The 17,328-nt window shown below is 64.8% G+C and carries 12 protein-coding genes; 4 read left to right on the forward strand and 8 right to left on the reverse strand.

What is annotated here, in order from left to right; all coding sequences use genetic code 11:
• The first annotated feature begins 85 nt into the window (after window positions 1-85).
• A complete protein-coding gene (locus tag ACQR1B_RS17810; protein WP_434834645.1) occupies window positions 86-529 on the forward strand; it encodes a DNA-binding protein in 444 nt (147 codons plus the stop codon).
• Complete coding sequence (locus tag ACQR1B_RS17815) at window positions 504-1,094, forward strand: PIN domain-containing protein (protein ID WP_434834646.1); 591 nt, start codon at window positions 504-506, stop codon at window positions 1,092-1,094. The genes ACQR1B_RS17810 and ACQR1B_RS17815 overlap by 26 nt, the downstream gene beginning before the upstream one ends.
• Before the next feature lie 471 nt (window positions 1,095-1,565).
• Here the strand turns inward: ACQR1B_RS17815 and ACQR1B_RS17820 are convergent, their stop codons facing one another.
• The 7 genes from ACQR1B_RS17820 to ACQR1B_RS17850 form a co-directional block, all read right to left on the reverse strand.
• Window positions 1,566-2,558, reverse strand: coding sequence for an FAD:protein FMN transferase (locus tag ACQR1B_RS17820; protein WP_434834647.1), 993 nt, complete (start codon window positions 2,556-2,558; stop codon window positions 1,566-1,568).
• Entirely contained in the window at window positions 2,555-3,952 is a 1,398-nt protein-coding gene (locus tag ACQR1B_RS17825; RefSeq protein WP_434834648.1) for a PepSY domain-containing protein, read from the reverse strand. Before ACQR1B_RS17825 ends, ACQR1B_RS17820 begins: the two co-directional genes overlap by 4 nt.
• Window positions 3,953-3,973: 21 nt before the next feature.
• The gene (locus tag ACQR1B_RS17830; RefSeq protein ID WP_434834649.1) at window positions 3,974-4,483 is read right to left on the reverse strand and encodes a DUF2271 domain-containing protein; all 510 of its coding nucleotides are present in this window, start codon (window positions 4,481-4,483) and stop codon (window positions 3,974-3,976) included.
• Between the two features lie 58 nt (window positions 4,484-4,541).
• Window positions 4,542-6,995, reverse strand: a complete 2,454-nt coding sequence (locus ACQR1B_RS17835) for a molybdopterin guanine dinucleotide-containing S/N-oxide reductase (RefSeq protein WP_434834650.1) — start codon at window positions 6,993-6,995, stop codon at window positions 4,542-4,544.
• An 83-nt stretch (window positions 6,996-7,078) separates the two neighbouring features.
• Window positions 7,079-9,511 (reverse strand): molybdopterin-dependent oxidoreductase, encoded by a 2,433-nt coding sequence (locus tag ACQR1B_RS17840; protein ID WP_434834651.1) that lies wholly within the window; start codon window positions 9,509-9,511, stop codon window positions 7,079-7,081.
• A 13-nt stretch (window positions 9,512-9,524) separates the two neighbouring features.
• A complete protein-coding gene (locus ACQR1B_RS17845; RefSeq protein WP_434834652.1) occupies window positions 9,525-10,157 on the reverse strand; it encodes a TorD/DmsD family molecular chaperone in 633 nt (210 codons plus the stop codon).
• A gap of 71 nt (window positions 10,158-10,228) precedes the next feature.
• Window positions 10,229-11,362 carry a NapC/NirT family cytochrome c gene (locus ACQR1B_RS17850; RefSeq protein ID WP_434834653.1) on the reverse strand — a complete coding sequence of 378 codons (1,134 nt, stop codon included), beginning with the start codon at window positions 11,360-11,362 and terminating at the stop codon, window positions 10,229-10,231.
• Window positions 11,363-11,554: 192 nt separating this feature from the next.
• Here ACQR1B_RS17850 and ACQR1B_RS17855 point away from each other — a divergent pair, with 192 nt between their 5' ends.
• Window positions 11,555-12,247, forward strand: coding sequence for a response regulator (locus ACQR1B_RS17855; protein ID WP_434834654.1), 693 nt, complete (start codon window positions 11,555-11,557; stop codon window positions 12,245-12,247).
• Here ACQR1B_RS17855 and ACQR1B_RS17860 read toward each other — a convergent pair.
• Window positions 12,244-15,108 carry an ATP-binding protein gene (locus tag ACQR1B_RS17860; protein WP_434834655.1) on the reverse strand — a complete coding sequence of 955 codons (2,865 nt, stop codon included), beginning with the start codon at window positions 15,106-15,108 and terminating at the stop codon, window positions 12,244-12,246. The two genes, ACQR1B_RS17855 and ACQR1B_RS17860, sit on opposite strands and share 4 nt — an antisense overlap.
• Window positions 15,109-15,670: 562 nt before the next feature.
• Here ACQR1B_RS17860 and ACQR1B_RS17865 point away from each other — a divergent pair.
• On the forward strand, window positions 15,671-17,317 hold the full coding sequence (locus tag ACQR1B_RS17865) for a radical SAM protein (RefSeq protein ID WP_434834656.1): 1,647 nt from the start codon (window positions 15,671-15,673) through the stop codon (window positions 17,315-17,317).
• Window positions 17,318-17,328 lie beyond the last annotated feature (11 nt).

Genomic DNA, 17,328 nt, shown 5'->3' on the forward strand with positions numbered 1-17,328 from the left:
ATGAGCTATCGTCAAGACCGGCGATTTTCAGATATTGCAGTTAAATCGACAAAAGCCTATATTGTGGCTTCGCAAGGAGCCGGCCATGACCACCCACGTGCTGCAATTCGTCGAGCTCTCGGACCAGGACCGTAAGGCGGCCACGACCTTCGACAAGCTCGGCGAGGACGATCAGGTCGAAGTCCGGGTCCGCCGCAAGTCGGGCGAAGATCAGGTCATCAGGCTGCCGGCGAATGCGGCGGCGCTGCTTGAGACTGCGCTCGGCCACCTTGTCCAGGGCGAACGCGTCGCCATCCTTGCCGAGAACCAGGAACTCAGCCCGAACGATGCGGCGGACATCCTGGGAATTTCTCGGCCGCTGGTCGTCCACCGCATGGACGTTGGTGACCTGCCATTCCGATATGTCGGCAAACACCGCCGCGCCAAGCTGAAGGACGTGCTGGCGCTGAAGTCGCGGATCGAGGCCCAGCAGGCGGCGATGGAAGCGCTTGCCGAGGACGCCGATGACCTCGAGCGCCATGGCGTTTGAGCCCGCGGTCGCGATCTTCGACGCCTGCATTCTGTATCCTTTTCACCTTCGAAACATTGTCGTCCAGACCGCGGTCGACCGGCTCGTCGAAGCACGTTGGACCGACGCCATCCATGACGAGTGGATCCGCAACCTGGCGGCTGATGCGTCGGCGATCCCGATCGCACGTCTGCAGGTCACGCGGCGATTGATGAATGACGCGCTCCCGGCTGCGACGATCTCCGGATACGAGGGGCACATTCCGGATGTGACCCTGCCTGATCCAGACGATCGACATGTCGTCGCCGCGGCAATCGCAGCCAAGGCATCGCTCCTTCTGACCTGGAACTTGCGCGACTTTCCAGAGCGCGAGATCACGAAGTTCGGTCTTCGCGCGATGACCCCGGACGATTTTCTCTCCGGGCTTTTCGAGAACGTCCCAGAGTTACTGATCGGCTCTCTCGCGAACGCGCGGCGGAATCTCAGGAAATCCAGAGTTGGGACTTCAGACTTCATCGCAATCCTCAAAGGTCAGCATCTGGCTCAACTCGCGAAGCGGGTCGAAAGCTCCGGGGCCTGGCTGTAGGCGAGGATTTCGGCGCTCGCTTGCTCGATCTGGTCAGCGACTGATTTTCGGGTTTTCCTACCGCACCAGTTTCGCACCAGAATCAATGTGAACGAAATGGAGCGGACGTCCTCGAAATCGAATGAAATTGCTGCAGAATCAACGAACTTGTTCAATACGCTCCCGCTCATAACGGTCTGGTTGCAGGTTCGAGTCCTGCCGGGCCCACCAGTGATTTCAACGGCTTGCTCGCTCTGATTTTGTCGCTTCTGCCTCGCCGCACCAGATACGTGCACTTTTCGTTGGTGTAGAGGCCGCTCCGCCACGTCGTTTTTCTACAATCTCTCGCAGCCTGGGATCAAATATATCGTCACCATCTTTCATGCGCGCGATCGCGGCGGACGCTCAGTTACAATCCGATGAACTACATCCTCCTCGGCGACTTCAGAAGATCTGGGAAGAGTTCACGGGAACCGATGTCCACGTCGGGATCTACGACGACGGCATCCGGACACGGCACCCCGCGCTCGATCCGGAGACCTGCGGATCGCGGCCTGGCGTGGCGGTCGGAATCGCGATCGGCTCGCGCGTCACGAACAGCGCTTCAACGCCGACGGCCTGCGCTGCGGGGAGGCCATTCCGGCCGCGGACCATGAGCGCCGTGGCCCAGGCGTCCGCGGCCATGCAGGTCGCGGCCAGGACGGTCACCGATGCCGGCCCATCGGCGACGGGGCGCCCCGTCGCCGGGTCGATCGAGTGGCCGCCACGCGCGCCGAAGCGCCGATTGTCACCGGACGTCGCGACGGCGCGATCCACCAGATCGATGCGGCCGATCACCGTGCGGCGGCCGAACGCAGGCGCTTCGAGACCGATCATCCAAGGCGATGTCCCGGAACGCTGCGTTCGAGGTTGCGCAGCGCCCGCACGCAGTTCGCCATCGAGTGCAACGAGATGGCAGGCAAAGCCGGCTTCGCCGACAAGGCGGGACAGTTCATCGACCGCCCAGCCCTTGGCGATGCCGGCAAGATCGAGCGAGACGGGAGCATGCTTGCGGATCCGCCGCCCGGCGAAATCGATCTCGATCGCCTTGTGCGCCGGAACTGCCCGGCTCCGGCTTGCGCCGCTTCCTGCCCATCCGCGGCCGAAGCCGCAAGCCGCCACCTCCGCCGCAAGCCCGATGTCGAAGGCCCCGCCGGAGCGGCGGCCGACATCGAGGCCAACGGCAACGACCTCGGCCAGATCTCGCGACACCGGCTGCCACTCACCGAGAGGTGCGCCGTCGAGGACGACCACCTCGGAATCCGCGCGGAAGCGCGACAACGCTGCTTCGAGCCCGGCCATGCGGGCCGCGAGGCGCGCGGTGAGATCGGACAGGTCGCAATCCCTTGTCACCCACAGAATGACCGACCAGCGCGAGCCCATCGCCGGACCACCGATTACCCGGCGCTCCAGCGAACTGCTCAAGGTTCGCGCACGCGTCGTCATCCCGATATCGCTTTCGTGCCGAGCGCGACGAGCAGCCGTTCGACCCAGGCCGCATAGTCGGTTTCGCTACGGCGATGAATGCGATGGAGCGGCAGGATCGGGCTTGCCCCCGCGGCCGCCAGGACGGTGTGGACCGCTTCGGCAAATCCGCAGAATGCCACCGCGTCGCGCTCGCCGAACCCGAGCACGGCGAAGGCGGGCGGCAGTTTGGCGTGCGGCAGGCGATCGAGAAAGCGGGCGGCAGAGACCGGCGCCTCGCCGACGCCGTGGGTCGCCGTCAGAACCAAGAGCCGGGCGGCGTTCGGATAGGCTGAGGCCAGGCTGTTCATCGCCGCGAGATCGACGCTGTGCCCGAGCTCAACCAGCTGCGCCGCGAGCCGCTCGGCAAAGCTCCAGGTCGTGCCGCGCTGGCTGCCAACGAGAATGATCGTATCGGCCTCGATGGATGAACCGCTGACGACATGCCGCCGTCGACGGAATACGCCATCGACGAGACTGAGGCCGGTGAGACCGAGCGCCACGACCGCAACGGCGCCCAGACCGAGGGGGACAGCCGTCGCCATGACGCCGCGCCCCGCGTGGATGCGCAGCATCGCGGTCGCAAGCCGGTGGACAGCAGGGCGTTGGCGCGTGGCAGCGATCCGGCCGTCGACCGGATCGATCCACGCATAGGCATCGGCAGTCGCGAGAAAATAGCCATCCTCGGGATCGTCGGGGCGCGGCAGCACCAGCTCTTCGAGATCGCGGACCGCGACCGCCCTGAGCGCCTCGACGGCGGCGACCGGCAGGCGGTCGCCTTCGGTCAGCATTGCCGGAAAGGCCGGCCGAACGCCGTCGACCTCGAGCGGAAAGACGGCGACGGCGGCAAGCCCGAGCCCCGTTGCCGCGGAGACGGCGATAGGCAGAGCAAACACAAGGCCGAGGCGGCGATGCAGGCGCCGGACCGTCCCATCGCCACGTTCACCACGCCGCAGGCGCAAGAGCCCGGTTGCCGTGAGCAGCAGGCCCGCGGCGGTGCCGAGCGCAAGGATGACGCGGCCGGGACCGCCGAGCATCAAGCTGCGGTGCACTTCCGTTGCCATCCTGATCGGATCGCCCGCCTCCACGACCGGGTGAAGCGAGCCATCGGCCGGGTCGACCACGGCGCGGCGGCGTGGCGCCGTGAATTGAGCGACGATCGCGCCCGCAGGCGTCACCACAAGCCGTTCGAGCGAGCCGTGGCGCGCGAGGCTGGCGGTGAACTCGGCGACGCTGAGACCGGCAGGCGCCTCGGCCGGTCGCGCTCTTTGCTCGGCTATCGCATCGATCGCCAGCATGAAACCCGTAACCGCCAGAACCACCAGGAAGGGGCCGGCGATCAGGCCAAGCCAGCGATGGAATTGACGTGCCAGCATCCCCCGATCCCGCCGCTGTGATCACATCTCGAAGCGCAAGCGCGCGACGAGGCCGCGGCCGGTCGCATCGATGCCGGCCGCGGCCGGCTCGAGCGGCAGGATGATCTCGGCCGCATTGTCGGCAATGTTCTCCGCGGCCGCATCGACCCGGAGTTGATAGCCGACGCCAATCAGCGCGTCGGCGATCTCGACGCTGACATCGAGCCCGCGCCCGGCGCCGACGGAGGCGCCCGTGATGCCGTCGAGCGGCACGCTCTGCGGACCGACCGCGCGGATCCAGCGCGAGAGGTGCGGATAGTACTGGACCTTATCGCCGAAGATCTGGACCGTCGCGACGAAGTGTCCCTTGGCGTCGGTCACATACACCGCGAGATAGGCCGGATTGCCGGAGTAGCGCTCCATCGTCGCCCGCAGGCGTAGCCGCGCCGCCTCGGCCGGAGGCGCCGTTTCGATCATGAGCGCGATGCCGAGAACCAGGATGGCCAGGGCGTGCCTCGTCCTGAGCCCGCCGAGACGACCGATGATGGACATGGAGCCCCCTTCACGACCGAACACCGGGAGCGGCGAACCGCTCCCGGTGGAGGTGCGATCACCCGTTTTTCGGCGTGTCGAAGACGGAGACCTTGGGTGCCTCGCCCTTGAACAGCTCGACATCGGCCATGCAGGTGTGGGCCGAAGTCGCCTGGGCGAGCCGCGAGGTCGGGATGTCGAGCGTCAGCACGTTGACGTCGCCATATTTGCACAAGGCGTTCGGCTCATTGGCCTTCACCGGGTCATACCAGCCGCCTTCCTGCAACTGGATCACGCCGGGGCGGATGTCGTCGGAGACGACGGCACCAGCGAGACACTGGCCACGGTCGTTGAAGACGCGCACGACGTCACCGGTCTTGATGCCGCGTGCCGCCGCATCCCGCGTGTTGATCGTGCAGGGCTCGCGACCCGCGACCGCATAGATCGCCCGCACCTTGGTGCCGTTCAATTGCGAATGCAGCCGGTAGTCCGGATGACTCGAATTGACATGGAGCGGATATTTCGTCGCCTTGGAGCCGAGCCATTCGACCGGCTCGAGCCAGGTCGGATGCGGCGGGCAGTCGTCATAGCCGAACTTCTCGATCGACTTGGAGAAGATCTCGATCTTGCCCGATGGCGTCGGCAGCGGATTGAGCAGCGGATCCTCGCGGAACTGGGCGTATTTGGTGCGCCGCAGGTTCTTCTCGGGCGTGGCGAATTCGACGATGCCCGCCTTCCAGAACGCATCGAAGTCCGGCATCGGGATCTTCTTCGCCTTGGCCTGGTCGAGCGCGGCGGCATAGACCTCCTTGACGCGGTCGAGCTCGCTCTTGCCCTCGGAGAATTCCGGCTCGATGCCGAGCTTCTCGGCCAGCATCTGGAAGATGACGTAGTCGGATTTCGACTCGTAGAGCGGCTCGATCACCTTGCGCACCGCGAAATACGCCTTGCGGGTGACGACACCCAGCCCCTCGATGTCCTCACGCTCGAGCCCGGTCGCAGCCGGCAGCACGATGTCGGCGAAGCGGGCCGATGCGGTCCATTGGAAGTCCTGGACGATGACAGTCTCGAACTTCTTCCAGGCCGCGACCTGGCGGTTGCGGTCCTGGTGGTGATGCAGCGGATTGCCGCCCACCCAGTAGGTCATCTTGACGTCGGGATAGATGAAGGTCTTGCCGTTGTGCTCGTAGGACTTGCCGGGGTTCATCAGCATGTCGACGATGCGGGCGACAGGAATCGTCTCGGCGCCCTTCTCCTTCGGCCAAGGCATCGTCTCCTTGCGCTTGCCGGCCTGCATCGTGGTCGACAGCGCCGGGCTGTCGGCCTGCGGCGCGCCGGCATTGTCGAGATGATAGCGCTGGCAGAAGCCGCCGCCAGGCAGGCCGATCTGACCGACCATCGCGGCCAGGGTGACGAACACCCAGGGGAATTGCTCGCCATGCTGCTGGCGCTGCGGCGTCCAGCCGGACACCAGCATGGTGCGGCCCTTGACGAAGCGATGGGCGAGATCGCGGATGGTCGCGGCCGGGATCTCGGTCTTCTCGGCCGCCCATTCCGGCGTCTTCGCCGTGCCATCCTTCTTGCCGGTCACGTAATCGAAGAAGATCTCCCAGCCCGTGGTGTAGTCGGCCAGGAACTTCTTGTCGGCGAGATTCTCGGTGATGAGCACATGCGCGATGCCGAGCGCGAGCGCCACGTCGGAATGCGGGCGCACCGGCAGCCATTCGCCGGACAGGATCTTGCACCCCTCGGTCTTGAACGGATCGATGAAGATCGCCTTCTTGCCGGCCTTCTTCATCGCCTCGAACCAGCCGTATTCGCCGTGATCGGGCACGTTGGTCGAGATGTGGTTGTCCTTGAGCGGATCGCAGGCCCAGAACACGATGAGATCGGTATTGTCCAGGATCGTCTGGTGCGAGGTCTGCGGACCCTCGGCGTCGATCTGGCCGAGCACATAGGGCATGATCGCCTCGAGCCCCGCCTTGGAGTAGTTCGACGTCGAGCCGACCGAGCCGCCCATCAGGTTGAACACCCGGCGCAGCGCGGTCTGCGAGTTGAACAGCCGGCCGAAATGGCCCCAGCCATAGGAGCCGGTGTAGATCGACCACGGACCGATCGCGGCGCAGCGCTTGATCTCGGCGGCGACGAGGTCGAGCGCCTTGTCCCAGGACACGCGAACGAAATCGTCGCGCCCCCTTGTCTCCGGTTCAGCTCCGGGGCCTTTTTCGAGCCAGGCCCGGCGCACCATCGGATAGCGGATGCGCGATGGCGAATAAGCGAGGTCGACGGCCCCCTCGATGGTCGCGATCGGATGGGGGTCGCCCTCCCAAGGCCTGACCTTGACGACGCGGCCACCTTCGACCTTGGCCCAGAAGGCGCCGAAATTCGAGCAGCTCAGGATTTCGCCGTCGGGCGTAGCTGCGGCAGCCGGATTCGCGCCGAACAGAGGCGACAACGCCGTGGAGGCGGCCAACGTGCTCGCGGCGGTAAGGAAACGACGGCGGGTGAGAGCGTGGGTGGGAAGCGGGACCATCTTGCTGCTCCATCGAGCGATAGGAGGCCGTCGCGTGACGCGCGAACGGCAGTGGGGGGAGGACGCCGGATGGCGTCCGTCCGTCAGGCGTTTTGCGGCGTATCGAAGACCTTCACCTTCGGCGTCTCTCCAGCCCAGCGTTCGACCTGGACCATGCAGGTCGCGGCGGCGGTGGCCTGGCCGAGCTTGGAGGTCGGGATGTCCGGGGTGAGGACGTTCGGATCGCCGTAGCGGCACAGCGTGCCCGGCTTGCCGGGCTCGACCGGATCGTACCAGGCGCCCTCCTGAAGCTGGATCACGCCGGGGCGGATGTCCTCGGTGACCAGCGCGCCGGCGAGACACTGGCCGCGGCCGTTGAAGACGCGCACGACGTCACCGGTCTTGATGCCGCGCGCAGCCGCGTCCTGCGCCGAGATCCAGCACGGCTCACGCCCGGCGATCGCGTAGCTCTCGCGCAGCCTGGTGCCGTTGAACTGCGAGTGCATGCGGCTGATCGGATGGTTGGAGGCCAGATGCATCGGATGCGTCTTGTCCTTCTGGCCGAGCCACTCGAGCGGCTCCAGCCAGGTCGGATGCGGCGGGCAGTCGTCGTAGCCGAACTTCTCGATCGTCTTCGAATAGATCTCGATCCTGCCCGACGGCGTCGGCAACGGATTGAGCAGCGGGTCCTCGCGGAATTGCGCGTATTTGGCCCGCTTGGCTGCCTTGTCCTTGACCGGGAATTCGACGACGCAACTGCCGTTCCAGAAGGTGGCGAAGTCGGGCATCTCGATTTTCTTGGCCTTGGCCTGCTCAAAGGCTGCGTCATAAACCTCGCGGACACGATCGCCGGTGGTCTTGCCTTCGGAGAACTCCGGCTCGACGCCCAGCCGCGTCGCGAGCTCGACGAAGATGTCGTAGTCGTCGCGCGCCTCGGCCATCGGCTCGACCATCTTCTTCATGCCCATGATCGCCTTGCGGGCATGCAGCCCGAAGGTCTCGATGTCGTTGCGTTCGCACCAATGCGCCGCCGGCAGCACGATGTCGGCAAAGCGGGCCGAGGCGGTCCACTGGAAATCCTGGACGACGAAGGTCTCGAACTTGCGCCACGCTGCGATCATCCGGTTGCGATCCTGATGATGCGCGAATGGATTGCCGCCGACCCAATAGGTCATGCGTACGTCCGGATAGACGAACTTCTTGCCCTGGTGATCGTATTCCTTGCCCGGATTCATCAGCATGTCGACGACACGGGCGCACGGAATGATCGTGGTGCCCTTCTCCTTCGGCCAGGGCTTGATCTCCTTGCGTTTGCCGATCTGCAGCGAGCCTCCGAGAGAGGGCGCGTCCGCGACCTCGGTGCCGCCATTGTAGAGGTGATAGAGCTGGGAATGGCCGCCGCCGGGCAGACCGATCTGACCGACCATCGCGGCCAGCGTGACGAAGGCCCAGGGAAACTGCTCGCCATGATGCTGTCGCTGTGGTGACCATCCGGAAACCAGCATGGTGCGGCCCTTGACCAGCCGCCGGGCGAGATCGCGGATGGTATCGGCTGGAATCTCGGTCATCGGCGCGGCCCAGTCAGCCGACTTCGCCACACCGTCGGGCTTGCCGAGCAGGTAGTCGGCGAACGGCTCGAAGCCCGTGGTGTATTCGGCGAGGAATTTGACGTCGTGCAGCTTTTCGGTCAGCAGCGTATGGGCGAGCGCCAAGGCCAGTGCGGTGTCCGACTGCGGCCGCACCGGCAGCCACTCGCCCCCCAGCACCTTGCAGCTCTCGGTCTTCACCGGGTCGATGAACAGGGCTTTCTTGTTCGCCTTCTTCATCTCCTCGAACCAGGTCCATTCGCCATGATCCGGAATCGACGCCGAAATGCGATTGGTCTTGAGCGGATCACAGGCCCAGAACACGATGAAGTCGGTGTTGTCGATGATCGAGCGATGCGAGGTCTGCGGACCCTCGGCGTCGATCGAGCCGACGACGTGGGGCATGATCGCCTCGATGCCCGCCTTCGAGTAGTTCGAGGAGGAGACGACCGAGCCGCCGACCAGATTCATCAGCCGCTTCAGCGCCGACTGCGGATTGGCGATGCGGCCGAAATGACCCCAGCCATAGGTGCCGGTGTAGATCGACCAGGGACCATATTGATCCTGGCAGCGCTTGATCTCGGCAGCGACGAGATCGAGCGCCTTTTCCCAGGGCACGCGCACGAAGTCGTCGGTGCCGCGCGTTTCTGGTGCCGCTCCCGGTCCCTTCTCCAGATAGGCACGCCGGACCATTGGATAGCGGATGCGGGTCGGCGAATAGAGGCTGTCGAGCACGCCATCGAGCAGCGGCGAGGGATGCGGATCCTTCTCCCACGGACGGAGGCTGACGACACGACCGTCCTTCACCGTCGCCCATGCGGCGCCGAAGGTCGAGGTGCACAGGAATTCCCCGGGACCCGTCGGAGCAGCGAAGGCCGGGCGGCCAAGCAGCGCCGCGGCGCCGACACCGGCGACGGAGGTGAGGAAAGAGCGACGGGATAGCGCGGTCATGATGTCCTCCGGTTCAGGCGACGGGAGCAAGATCGAGGACGGCGTCCTCGAGCAGTCGAACGAGAATGCGGGCGAGCGCGGCGTAGAAGCCGGTCGGATCGTTCGCGGCGACGGCCGCGGCGAAATCGGGTGTCCACTCGGCGAGGCGTCGGCAGAGCGTCGAGATCGCGGCGCGCTCGTCAACCTCGACGAGACTCGCCTGCAGCCGGATCAATTGCTCCAGCAGCGACAACTCGATGGCGAGGTGATCCGGAGGTTCGGTGAAGTTCTTCGACGGACAGAGCCCGTGGGCGGCGAGCATGTCGCTCATGATCGAGACCGGCTCCTGAAACAGTCGACCATTGCCGCGATGTGCCGACTCGATCGGCAATGTCGCGGCGCTCGGGCCGAGGCCGAGAAAGAGCCGGCAGAAAGCGGCGTTGAGGAGCGATGTCGCAGCAGCGGCATCGCCGACCGAAGTCACGGCAGAGATCGCGCCGCACAGATCGGGGTGATGGCGCGGATCGCAGTCGAGCACGTGCAGTGCGTCGAAACGCTGGTTTGCGATGAGCGCGGCGACTTCAACCTCTTCGAGCGGCGCGCCGAACAGACGGGCCAACTCGGTGAGGCAGTCGGCGAATTGAAGGGAATCGGATCTCAACGTCATCGGATGATCTCTCCGGTCAAGAGCAACCGGCGCAGCGAACGGGAGCGATGGGCTGCGCCGGGCGAGTACGGTCAGTGACCGGCCACGTCCTGGGCATGGTTCTGCAGATAGGCCTGCAGCATGCGCACCTCGTCGTCATCGAGCGCGGTGTTCGCCTTCATGTCGTTGACGATGCCAGCCCACTGGTTGGCCGGGAAATGGTTCGGAGGCGCGGCGGAATGGCAGGCACCGCAGGCCGCATCGAACATTTCGGCGCCATAGGCCCACAACGCTTTCTGATCGGCGACGAGGTTGGCCTTCGCTGTCCACAACACGATCGAGGCCTCCTTCCAGTCGAGGTCGGTCTCGTCATCATGACGGGTCGACTTCACCTGCGCCGTCTCCGCGAGCGGAGCAGACACGGCAGCCAGCATGATGCGCTTGCCGGGCAAGGCGACGAACAGCCGTTCGGCACCGGCTTGCTGCCAACCATCGACGCGGACCTGGGCGAAATCGCCGGAGACCTTCAGCACCGTGACGGGCGCGGCCGGCAGGAGGCGGCCTTCGCCTGAGCCACCGGCGGCAGCCTTTTCGGCATCACCCCAGGCCGGCGACGTGGTGAGCACCCAGCTCTTCTCGGCGCGGCCGCCGTCCTTCAGAGCCGCGGCCTTGAGGTCCTTCATCATGGAACGGAAGCCGCCGGACATGTCGGGCAGCTTGTGAGCGATACCCTTGTGACAGTCGATGCAGGTGCCGCCGTCCTTATAGGCCTTCTGCATCTGCTTGGCGGCCTTGGGCTTCTGGTGAGCGAAATCCATGGCCTCGAACGAGTGGCAGTTCCGGCATTCCCGGCTATCGGACGCCTTCATGCGCGCCCATTCGTGCTTGGCGAGTTCGAGACGCCTGCTCTCGAACTTTTCCGGCGTATCGATCGTGCCGGTCAACTTGCCCCAGATCTCCTGCGAGGCCTGCACCTTGCGAATGATCTTGTGCGTCCAGTCCTTCGGCACGTGGCAGTCCGAACACACTGCACGGACGCCGGCCGGGTTGGAGTAGTGGATGGTCTTCTTATACTCCTGGTAGACGTTGTCTCTCATCTCGTGACAGGAGATGCAAAATTCGAGGCTGTTGGTCGCCTCCATGACGGTATTGAAGCCGCCCCATCCGATCACGCCCACGGCGATTCCGATGAAGCCGGCGGCGCCAAGCGCCACGGGTTTCGTCATGAATCGGGCGACTGCCATGAAAGGATTTGCCATTTCCGCACCGGAAGATATTTGTTGGTCTGCTTCGCGCGGAAAAACTAGCGGCGCGCTGTAAACCCGGTTCCAGCGAAGCGTGAACGGCCTGAACTCAATTGTGAACGAACTGAAAACGACGAGATGCAAAGCGCAGGGGCCCTACGATCGAACGAATTGGTGATCGCAGTCGTCGACGACGAGCCGCTCATCCAATCGACGCTCGTAAACTATTTCGAGAACGCGGGCTTCGCGGTCCGCGGCGCTGAAACCGCCGAGCAGATGCGCCGGCTCATGGCGCGGGAGCGGATCGACTTCGTCCTGCTCGACATCCGGCTGCCCGATGGTGACGGCCTCGCCTTGATGCGCGATATCCGCGCCGAGAGCGACGTGCCTGTCATCCTGATCACGAGCCGCGCGGAGGAGGCCGATCGGATCATCGGCCTCGAGCTCGGCGCCGACGACTATGTCACCAAGCCGTTTTCGCCGCGGGAAGTGCTGGCGCGCGTGAAGACCGTGTTGCGGCGAACGCGTGCTGCCGCAGATCCCGGCCGCCACAAGCGGCTGCGCCGATTTGCAGGCTGGTGCCTCGATCTCGAAACTCATCGGCTGACGTCGCCGACTGGCGAGACGACGCGTTTGACATCGGCCGAATTCGAGCTGCTCGCCCTCCTGGTGCGCCATCCCGGCCGAATCATGAGCCGGAATGATCTGCTCGACGTGATGAGCAACCGCGAGTGGGATCCGAACGACCGCACGGTCGATGTGCTCGTCGGCCGGCTGCGTCGCAAGATCGAAGCTGACCCGGCAAAGCCGCAGATCATCCTGACTGAGTACGGCCTCGGCTATGTGTTCGCCGAAAAGGTCGCCTAGTGCAGCCGCGCGATTGAGGTCTTTGCGGATCTTGCAGTGAACGCACCGCCTTCAAGGCGGGCCAGTTCGCGATCGGCATGGACCGCAAAATCGGCGAAATGGGTTCGCCCGAGTGTCGCGAGCACATCCGCTGCCGCCGCAAGAGCTCCGTCTTCAGTGGCGGCCCGTTCGAGCGTCGCGGCGGCGACGGCCATATCCTCGGCTCCGACATGCGCAGCCGCTCCCTTGAGGCGATGGGCAAGGGCGCTGGCCCGATCTTGATCGCCGCGGCGCACCGCGGCCACCGCCTCCGCGAGCAGCGGCGGCTGTGTCGTCAGGTACAGCGTGACGAGCTTGCGGGCGCGTTCGACACCAAAGTCACGCGCCTGCTCGCCGATCGCGCCCAGGCTCTGACGCCTTGCTTCGCGCCGACGTGATCGCAGGCCGATGGCCTGCGCAAGGGCGGCGGCGAGATCGGAGCGATGAAACGGCTTCTCGAGCCGTCCGTCGAAGCCTGCGTCGACGTCATCAGCCGACGCGCCCCCGGCGGACACCGCCAGAATGGGCACCACCGCGCGCGTCGGATGCCCGCAGGCGCGGATCTGCCGGCAGGCGCTCGCGCCGTCCAGACCTGGCATCGCCAAATCCATCAATGCGACGTCGAAATCCTCCGCAAGCGCCGCGGCGACCGCATCTCTGCCGGTCTCGACATGGCGGACGCGATGCCCGCCGCTCTCGAGCATTGTCCTGACGATGAGGGCATTGACCGGATTGTCCTCGGCAACGAGCACATGGAGCGGAGGCAATTCATCTTGCCGCTTGGCCGGAGGCGCCGCGGTCGCCTCCCCCATCCCGACCGGAAACAGCACCGTGAATGTTGTTCCGCGACCGACCGAGGTCTCCACGTCGATTTCGCCGCCCAGCGCATCGAGCAGCCCCCGGCACACGGCGAGGCCGAGTCCCGAGCCGCCGAAGCGGCGGGCGATCGATCCATCGGCCTGGGAGAAGGGCTCAAAGATGTGAGCGAGAACGTCGGGCGCGATGCCGATGCCGGTATCGGCGACGGTGATGCGCAGCCGGTCGGATCTTCCTTCGTCAGCCGCGACCGCGAGGTGCACGCCGCCGTGCTCGGTGAACTTGGCCGCGTTACCGAGAAGATTCAGCAGTATCTGGCCGAGCTTCGCGGCGTCGCCACAGACGTTGTCCGGAAGCTTCGGATCGATGACGACGGCGAGATCCAGCCCCTTGCGCTCCATCACCGAACGAACGGTCGCATTGACCATGGCGATGCGTTCGCGGAGCGAGAACGTTGCGATGTCCGCTCTGACACGACCGCTCTCCAGCCGGGTGAAGTCGAGGATGTCGTCGAGGATATCGCGCAGCAGGCGCCCGGACTGATCGAGCGCCTGCACCCATTTGCGCTGCTCTTTGCTCACGCGGCTTTCCGCGAGAAGCTGGACCGTTCCGAGAATCCCGTGCAGCGGCGTGCGGATTTCGTGGCTCATGTTGGCGAGGAATTGCGATTTGGTGCGACCGGCCATTTCGGAATGCCTGACCATTTCGTCGCGTGCCTGATCGATGCGCGCCCGCATGCGCCGCGCCTCCAGCGCTTCCAGACGGAATCCCTCCAGCGCGCGGATGATCGCGCTTGGCTCGTCATTCCACGGCGGCAGCGGGATCGGCGTATCGAGATCGCCGGCCCGCAGCTTGACGAGCGCGGCTTCGATGTTGCGCATCGGGGCCGACAGCCGCGTCCGCACGAAGGTCAGCGAAATGAAGCCGAGCACACCGACCAACACCAGCACGGCGGTCGAGATGGCGCCGGTGCGAAAGGCCTCCGCACGGCTGTTGTCGGCTCGACGGATTTCGAGGTCGAGCGCGTGGCTGCCGATGTCGAGAATCGAGGAATAGGCCGACACGCAGTTGTCAGACCACGCCGCGGCATCGAAGGCGGGCTTTCCAGAGCCCGACAGGCCGTCGAGTGTCTTCGTCATGACCGCCTGCGCCGCCTCGGTGCGTCTCCGGCCCTCGGCGACGAGCGGGACAAATCCGGTGTCTGCGGGCATTTGTAGCGCAATGCGCTGCAACTGCGTCCATAGCGCGCCGTAGGCTCCGATCTGCTCGCGCCAATTGTCGCGTTCGAGCTGCGTCAGCGGCGTATCGAGCTGCACCGCCGGACGGAACGCAGAGCACTGGCGCGAATAGCGGTCGCGGATGGCGAAGGACATCTGGCGGATGGCCACGAACTCACCGAGTTCCAGGTCATAGGCGCGCAGTTCGCGTCCGACCGATGTGCCCACGTCGTCGATCGTAGCAGCGAGATCATAGACCGCCATGCGCCACGGCTCGATGCGGTTCGCGTCTCGTGCCTCGCGCGGCAGCAAGATCTCGGCTTCGATATAGCGCTCCGTCTCCTGGAGGGCTTGCCTGGTCCGCGTCAGGCGCGTCATCAGCCGATCGCGATCGGGGAGCGAGGAAGCCGCAAGCGCGGTCTCCGCGCGCCGCCAAGCCTGGGTCATGTCGCTGAAACCGCCTTCGACGCCCGGGCGTGGATCGTCATCGCGCAGAAGCGCAACGCCGACGGAGCCGATCTGCAGGCGAACGCGAGCCATCGATCGGAAGACCGTTCGATCGAGGGTCACGAGATCGACGACGCTACGGGCGCGGGAATGATTCCGCCACGCCGATACGGCAAAATGGAAAGATGTTGCGAGGATCACCAGAACGGCGATCCAATGCAAAGTCAGGACCGAGCGTGCGACAGAGTTGCGTAACATGGAACAGTTGAACATGGCGAGCCTCCATCGGTCCTGGCGGCTGCGATGGAGGCAAGCTCTTCTCCGACGAACCTCGATCCTACGAGGCCACGGGTCGGCCACCATGATCGGAGTCAAAGTCGGGCAAAATATCGCGGCTTGGGCTGCAGGCCGGCGACGCCCTCCTTCAACATCCGATTTCCGAATTATGGAACAGGCTGGCGCGTTGCGCGATCAGACTGAGCGACCGCCGCCAGCTTCGTCAAAGATCGCGACCTCCTGCTCAGACGCCATGGCGCCCCGATGTCCGTGGCGTTTTTGGCAAGAGCCTTCAACGATCGTCCACGCTGTCATCGGCCGTCCCGTCGAGGCGCTCCGGGCAGATACGATCCACGAAGCGTTGATCGACCACCCGACGGCCGCCGTCGCCGGACGTCCCGGTCGGACATTTGCCGATCGCTCGGCGATCGATGAATGACGCGCTCCCGGCTACGACAATCATTGGAGACGAAAAGCACATGTCGAAGATCGAACGTGCGACGGACAACTCGGCAGTGGACGCATCGTGCCATCCGTATTAGTCTCGCGGCAGTTGCTCTTGTTATTTCACGCAACCATAATCTTTGTCCGGCGCAATGAGTCGCTGCGCCGAAACCCGTTTTGACGCGGCCGGACTGAGGAGAGCCCCTTGGGAGCCGAGATCGACTGCATTCTCATCGGATACAACGATACCGACCTCAACTGGATCGACGACGAGCTCAAGCCGCTGCAGAATTTCTCCGGCGCCTACCGGCACTTCCGCGGCAATGCGGTGTTCACCCGGGGACGCTGGCGGCATTTCACGGATCTGTTGAATTGCGCGCTCGAAGACGCCACCGGCCGGCGGCAGGGATTGCACGTCGCGCGCACGCCGAGTCTGGCCTGCTGCATCCTGAAGAGTTTTCTGGCGGCACGCGGGCTCAGGTCTGAAATCGTCAACTTCTTCAACCATGACCGCGGCCGCCTGATCGAGCTGCTGGCGCAGTCGCCGCGCACGGTCGCGATCACCACCACCGTCTACACCACGCCGCGGCCGGTCCGCGAGGTCGTCGAGTTCATCCGCCAGCACAATCCGGATGTTCGCATCGTGGTCGGCGGGCCGCACATCTTCAACACCTGCTCCGACCACGATGCGGAGACGCAGGATGTGCTGTTCCAGGAAATGGACGCCGACATCTATGTGTTCGATTCCCAGGGCGAGCAGACGCTGGCGGAGCTGCTGACGGAACTGCGGCGGCCGGATCCCGATCTGGCGCGGGTGCCGAACCTGATCTGGACCGAGGACGGCTTCACCTTCTCCCGCAGCGAGCGCCGGCCGGAGAACAACGACCTCGACGCCAACGTCATCGACTGGACGGTGTTCGACGACAACTACCTTTCGCCCTTCGTCTGGATGCGCACCGCCCGCAGCTGCGCCTTCGCCTGCGCCTTCTGCCGCTATCCGGCGATCGGCGGGGCGCTGACGCTCAACGACATCGAGGTGCTCAGGCAGCAATTCCGGATGCTGAAATCGCGCGGCGTCAAGTTCATCTATTTCATCGACGACACCTTCAATGTGCCGCTGCCGCGATTCAAGAAGCTGTGCCGGATGATGATCGAGGAGAATTTCGGCTTCCAGTGGGCGTCGTATTTCCGCTGCGCCAACGCCGACGAGGAGACCTTCGACCTCATCAAGGCGGCCGGCTGTGTCGCGGTGTTCGCCGGCATCGAGAGCGGCGACCAGCAGGTGCTCAAGAACATGAACAAGGCCGTCAAGGTCGACGGCTACAAGCGCGGTATGCGGGCGCTCGCCGAGCGCGACATCATGGTCCACGCCTCCTTCATTATCGGCTTCCCGGGCGAGACCGCGGCCTCCGTCCAGAACACGCTTTCCTTCATCGAGGAGACCGCCCCCACCTTCTACGCGGTCGAGAGCTATTTCCACGATCCGAAGGTGCCGGTGCAGGACCGTGCCGCCGAATTCAACCTGCAGGGATCCGGCTACAGCTGGAGCCACAACACGATGAACTGGCTGGAAGCCGCCGAGCATGTCGACCATCTCTACCGCAACGTCAAGAATTCGGCGCTGCTGCCGCTGTACGGCGTCGACATGTGGTCCGTCCCCTATTTCCTCGCCAACGGCATCACGCGGCCGCAGTTGATCGAGTTCCTGCGGATTGCGCAGGCCATGGTGATCCGCTCCTTCGACGAGGAGCGGCCTAACTACGATCGCGAATGGGCGCAATTGCGCGGCGTGTTTCAGCCGGTCGGCGCGCTGCCGGTCACGTCACAGCCGGTCAACGCGCGCGTCGCCTAGCTTCTTGGAGT

It is taken from the genome of Bradyrhizobium oligotrophicum (assembly GCF_051168495.1).
In the GTDB taxonomy this organism is placed as follows: domain Bacteria; phylum Pseudomonadota; class Alphaproteobacteria; order Rhizobiales; family Xanthobacteraceae; genus Bradyrhizobium; species Bradyrhizobium oligotrophicum_A.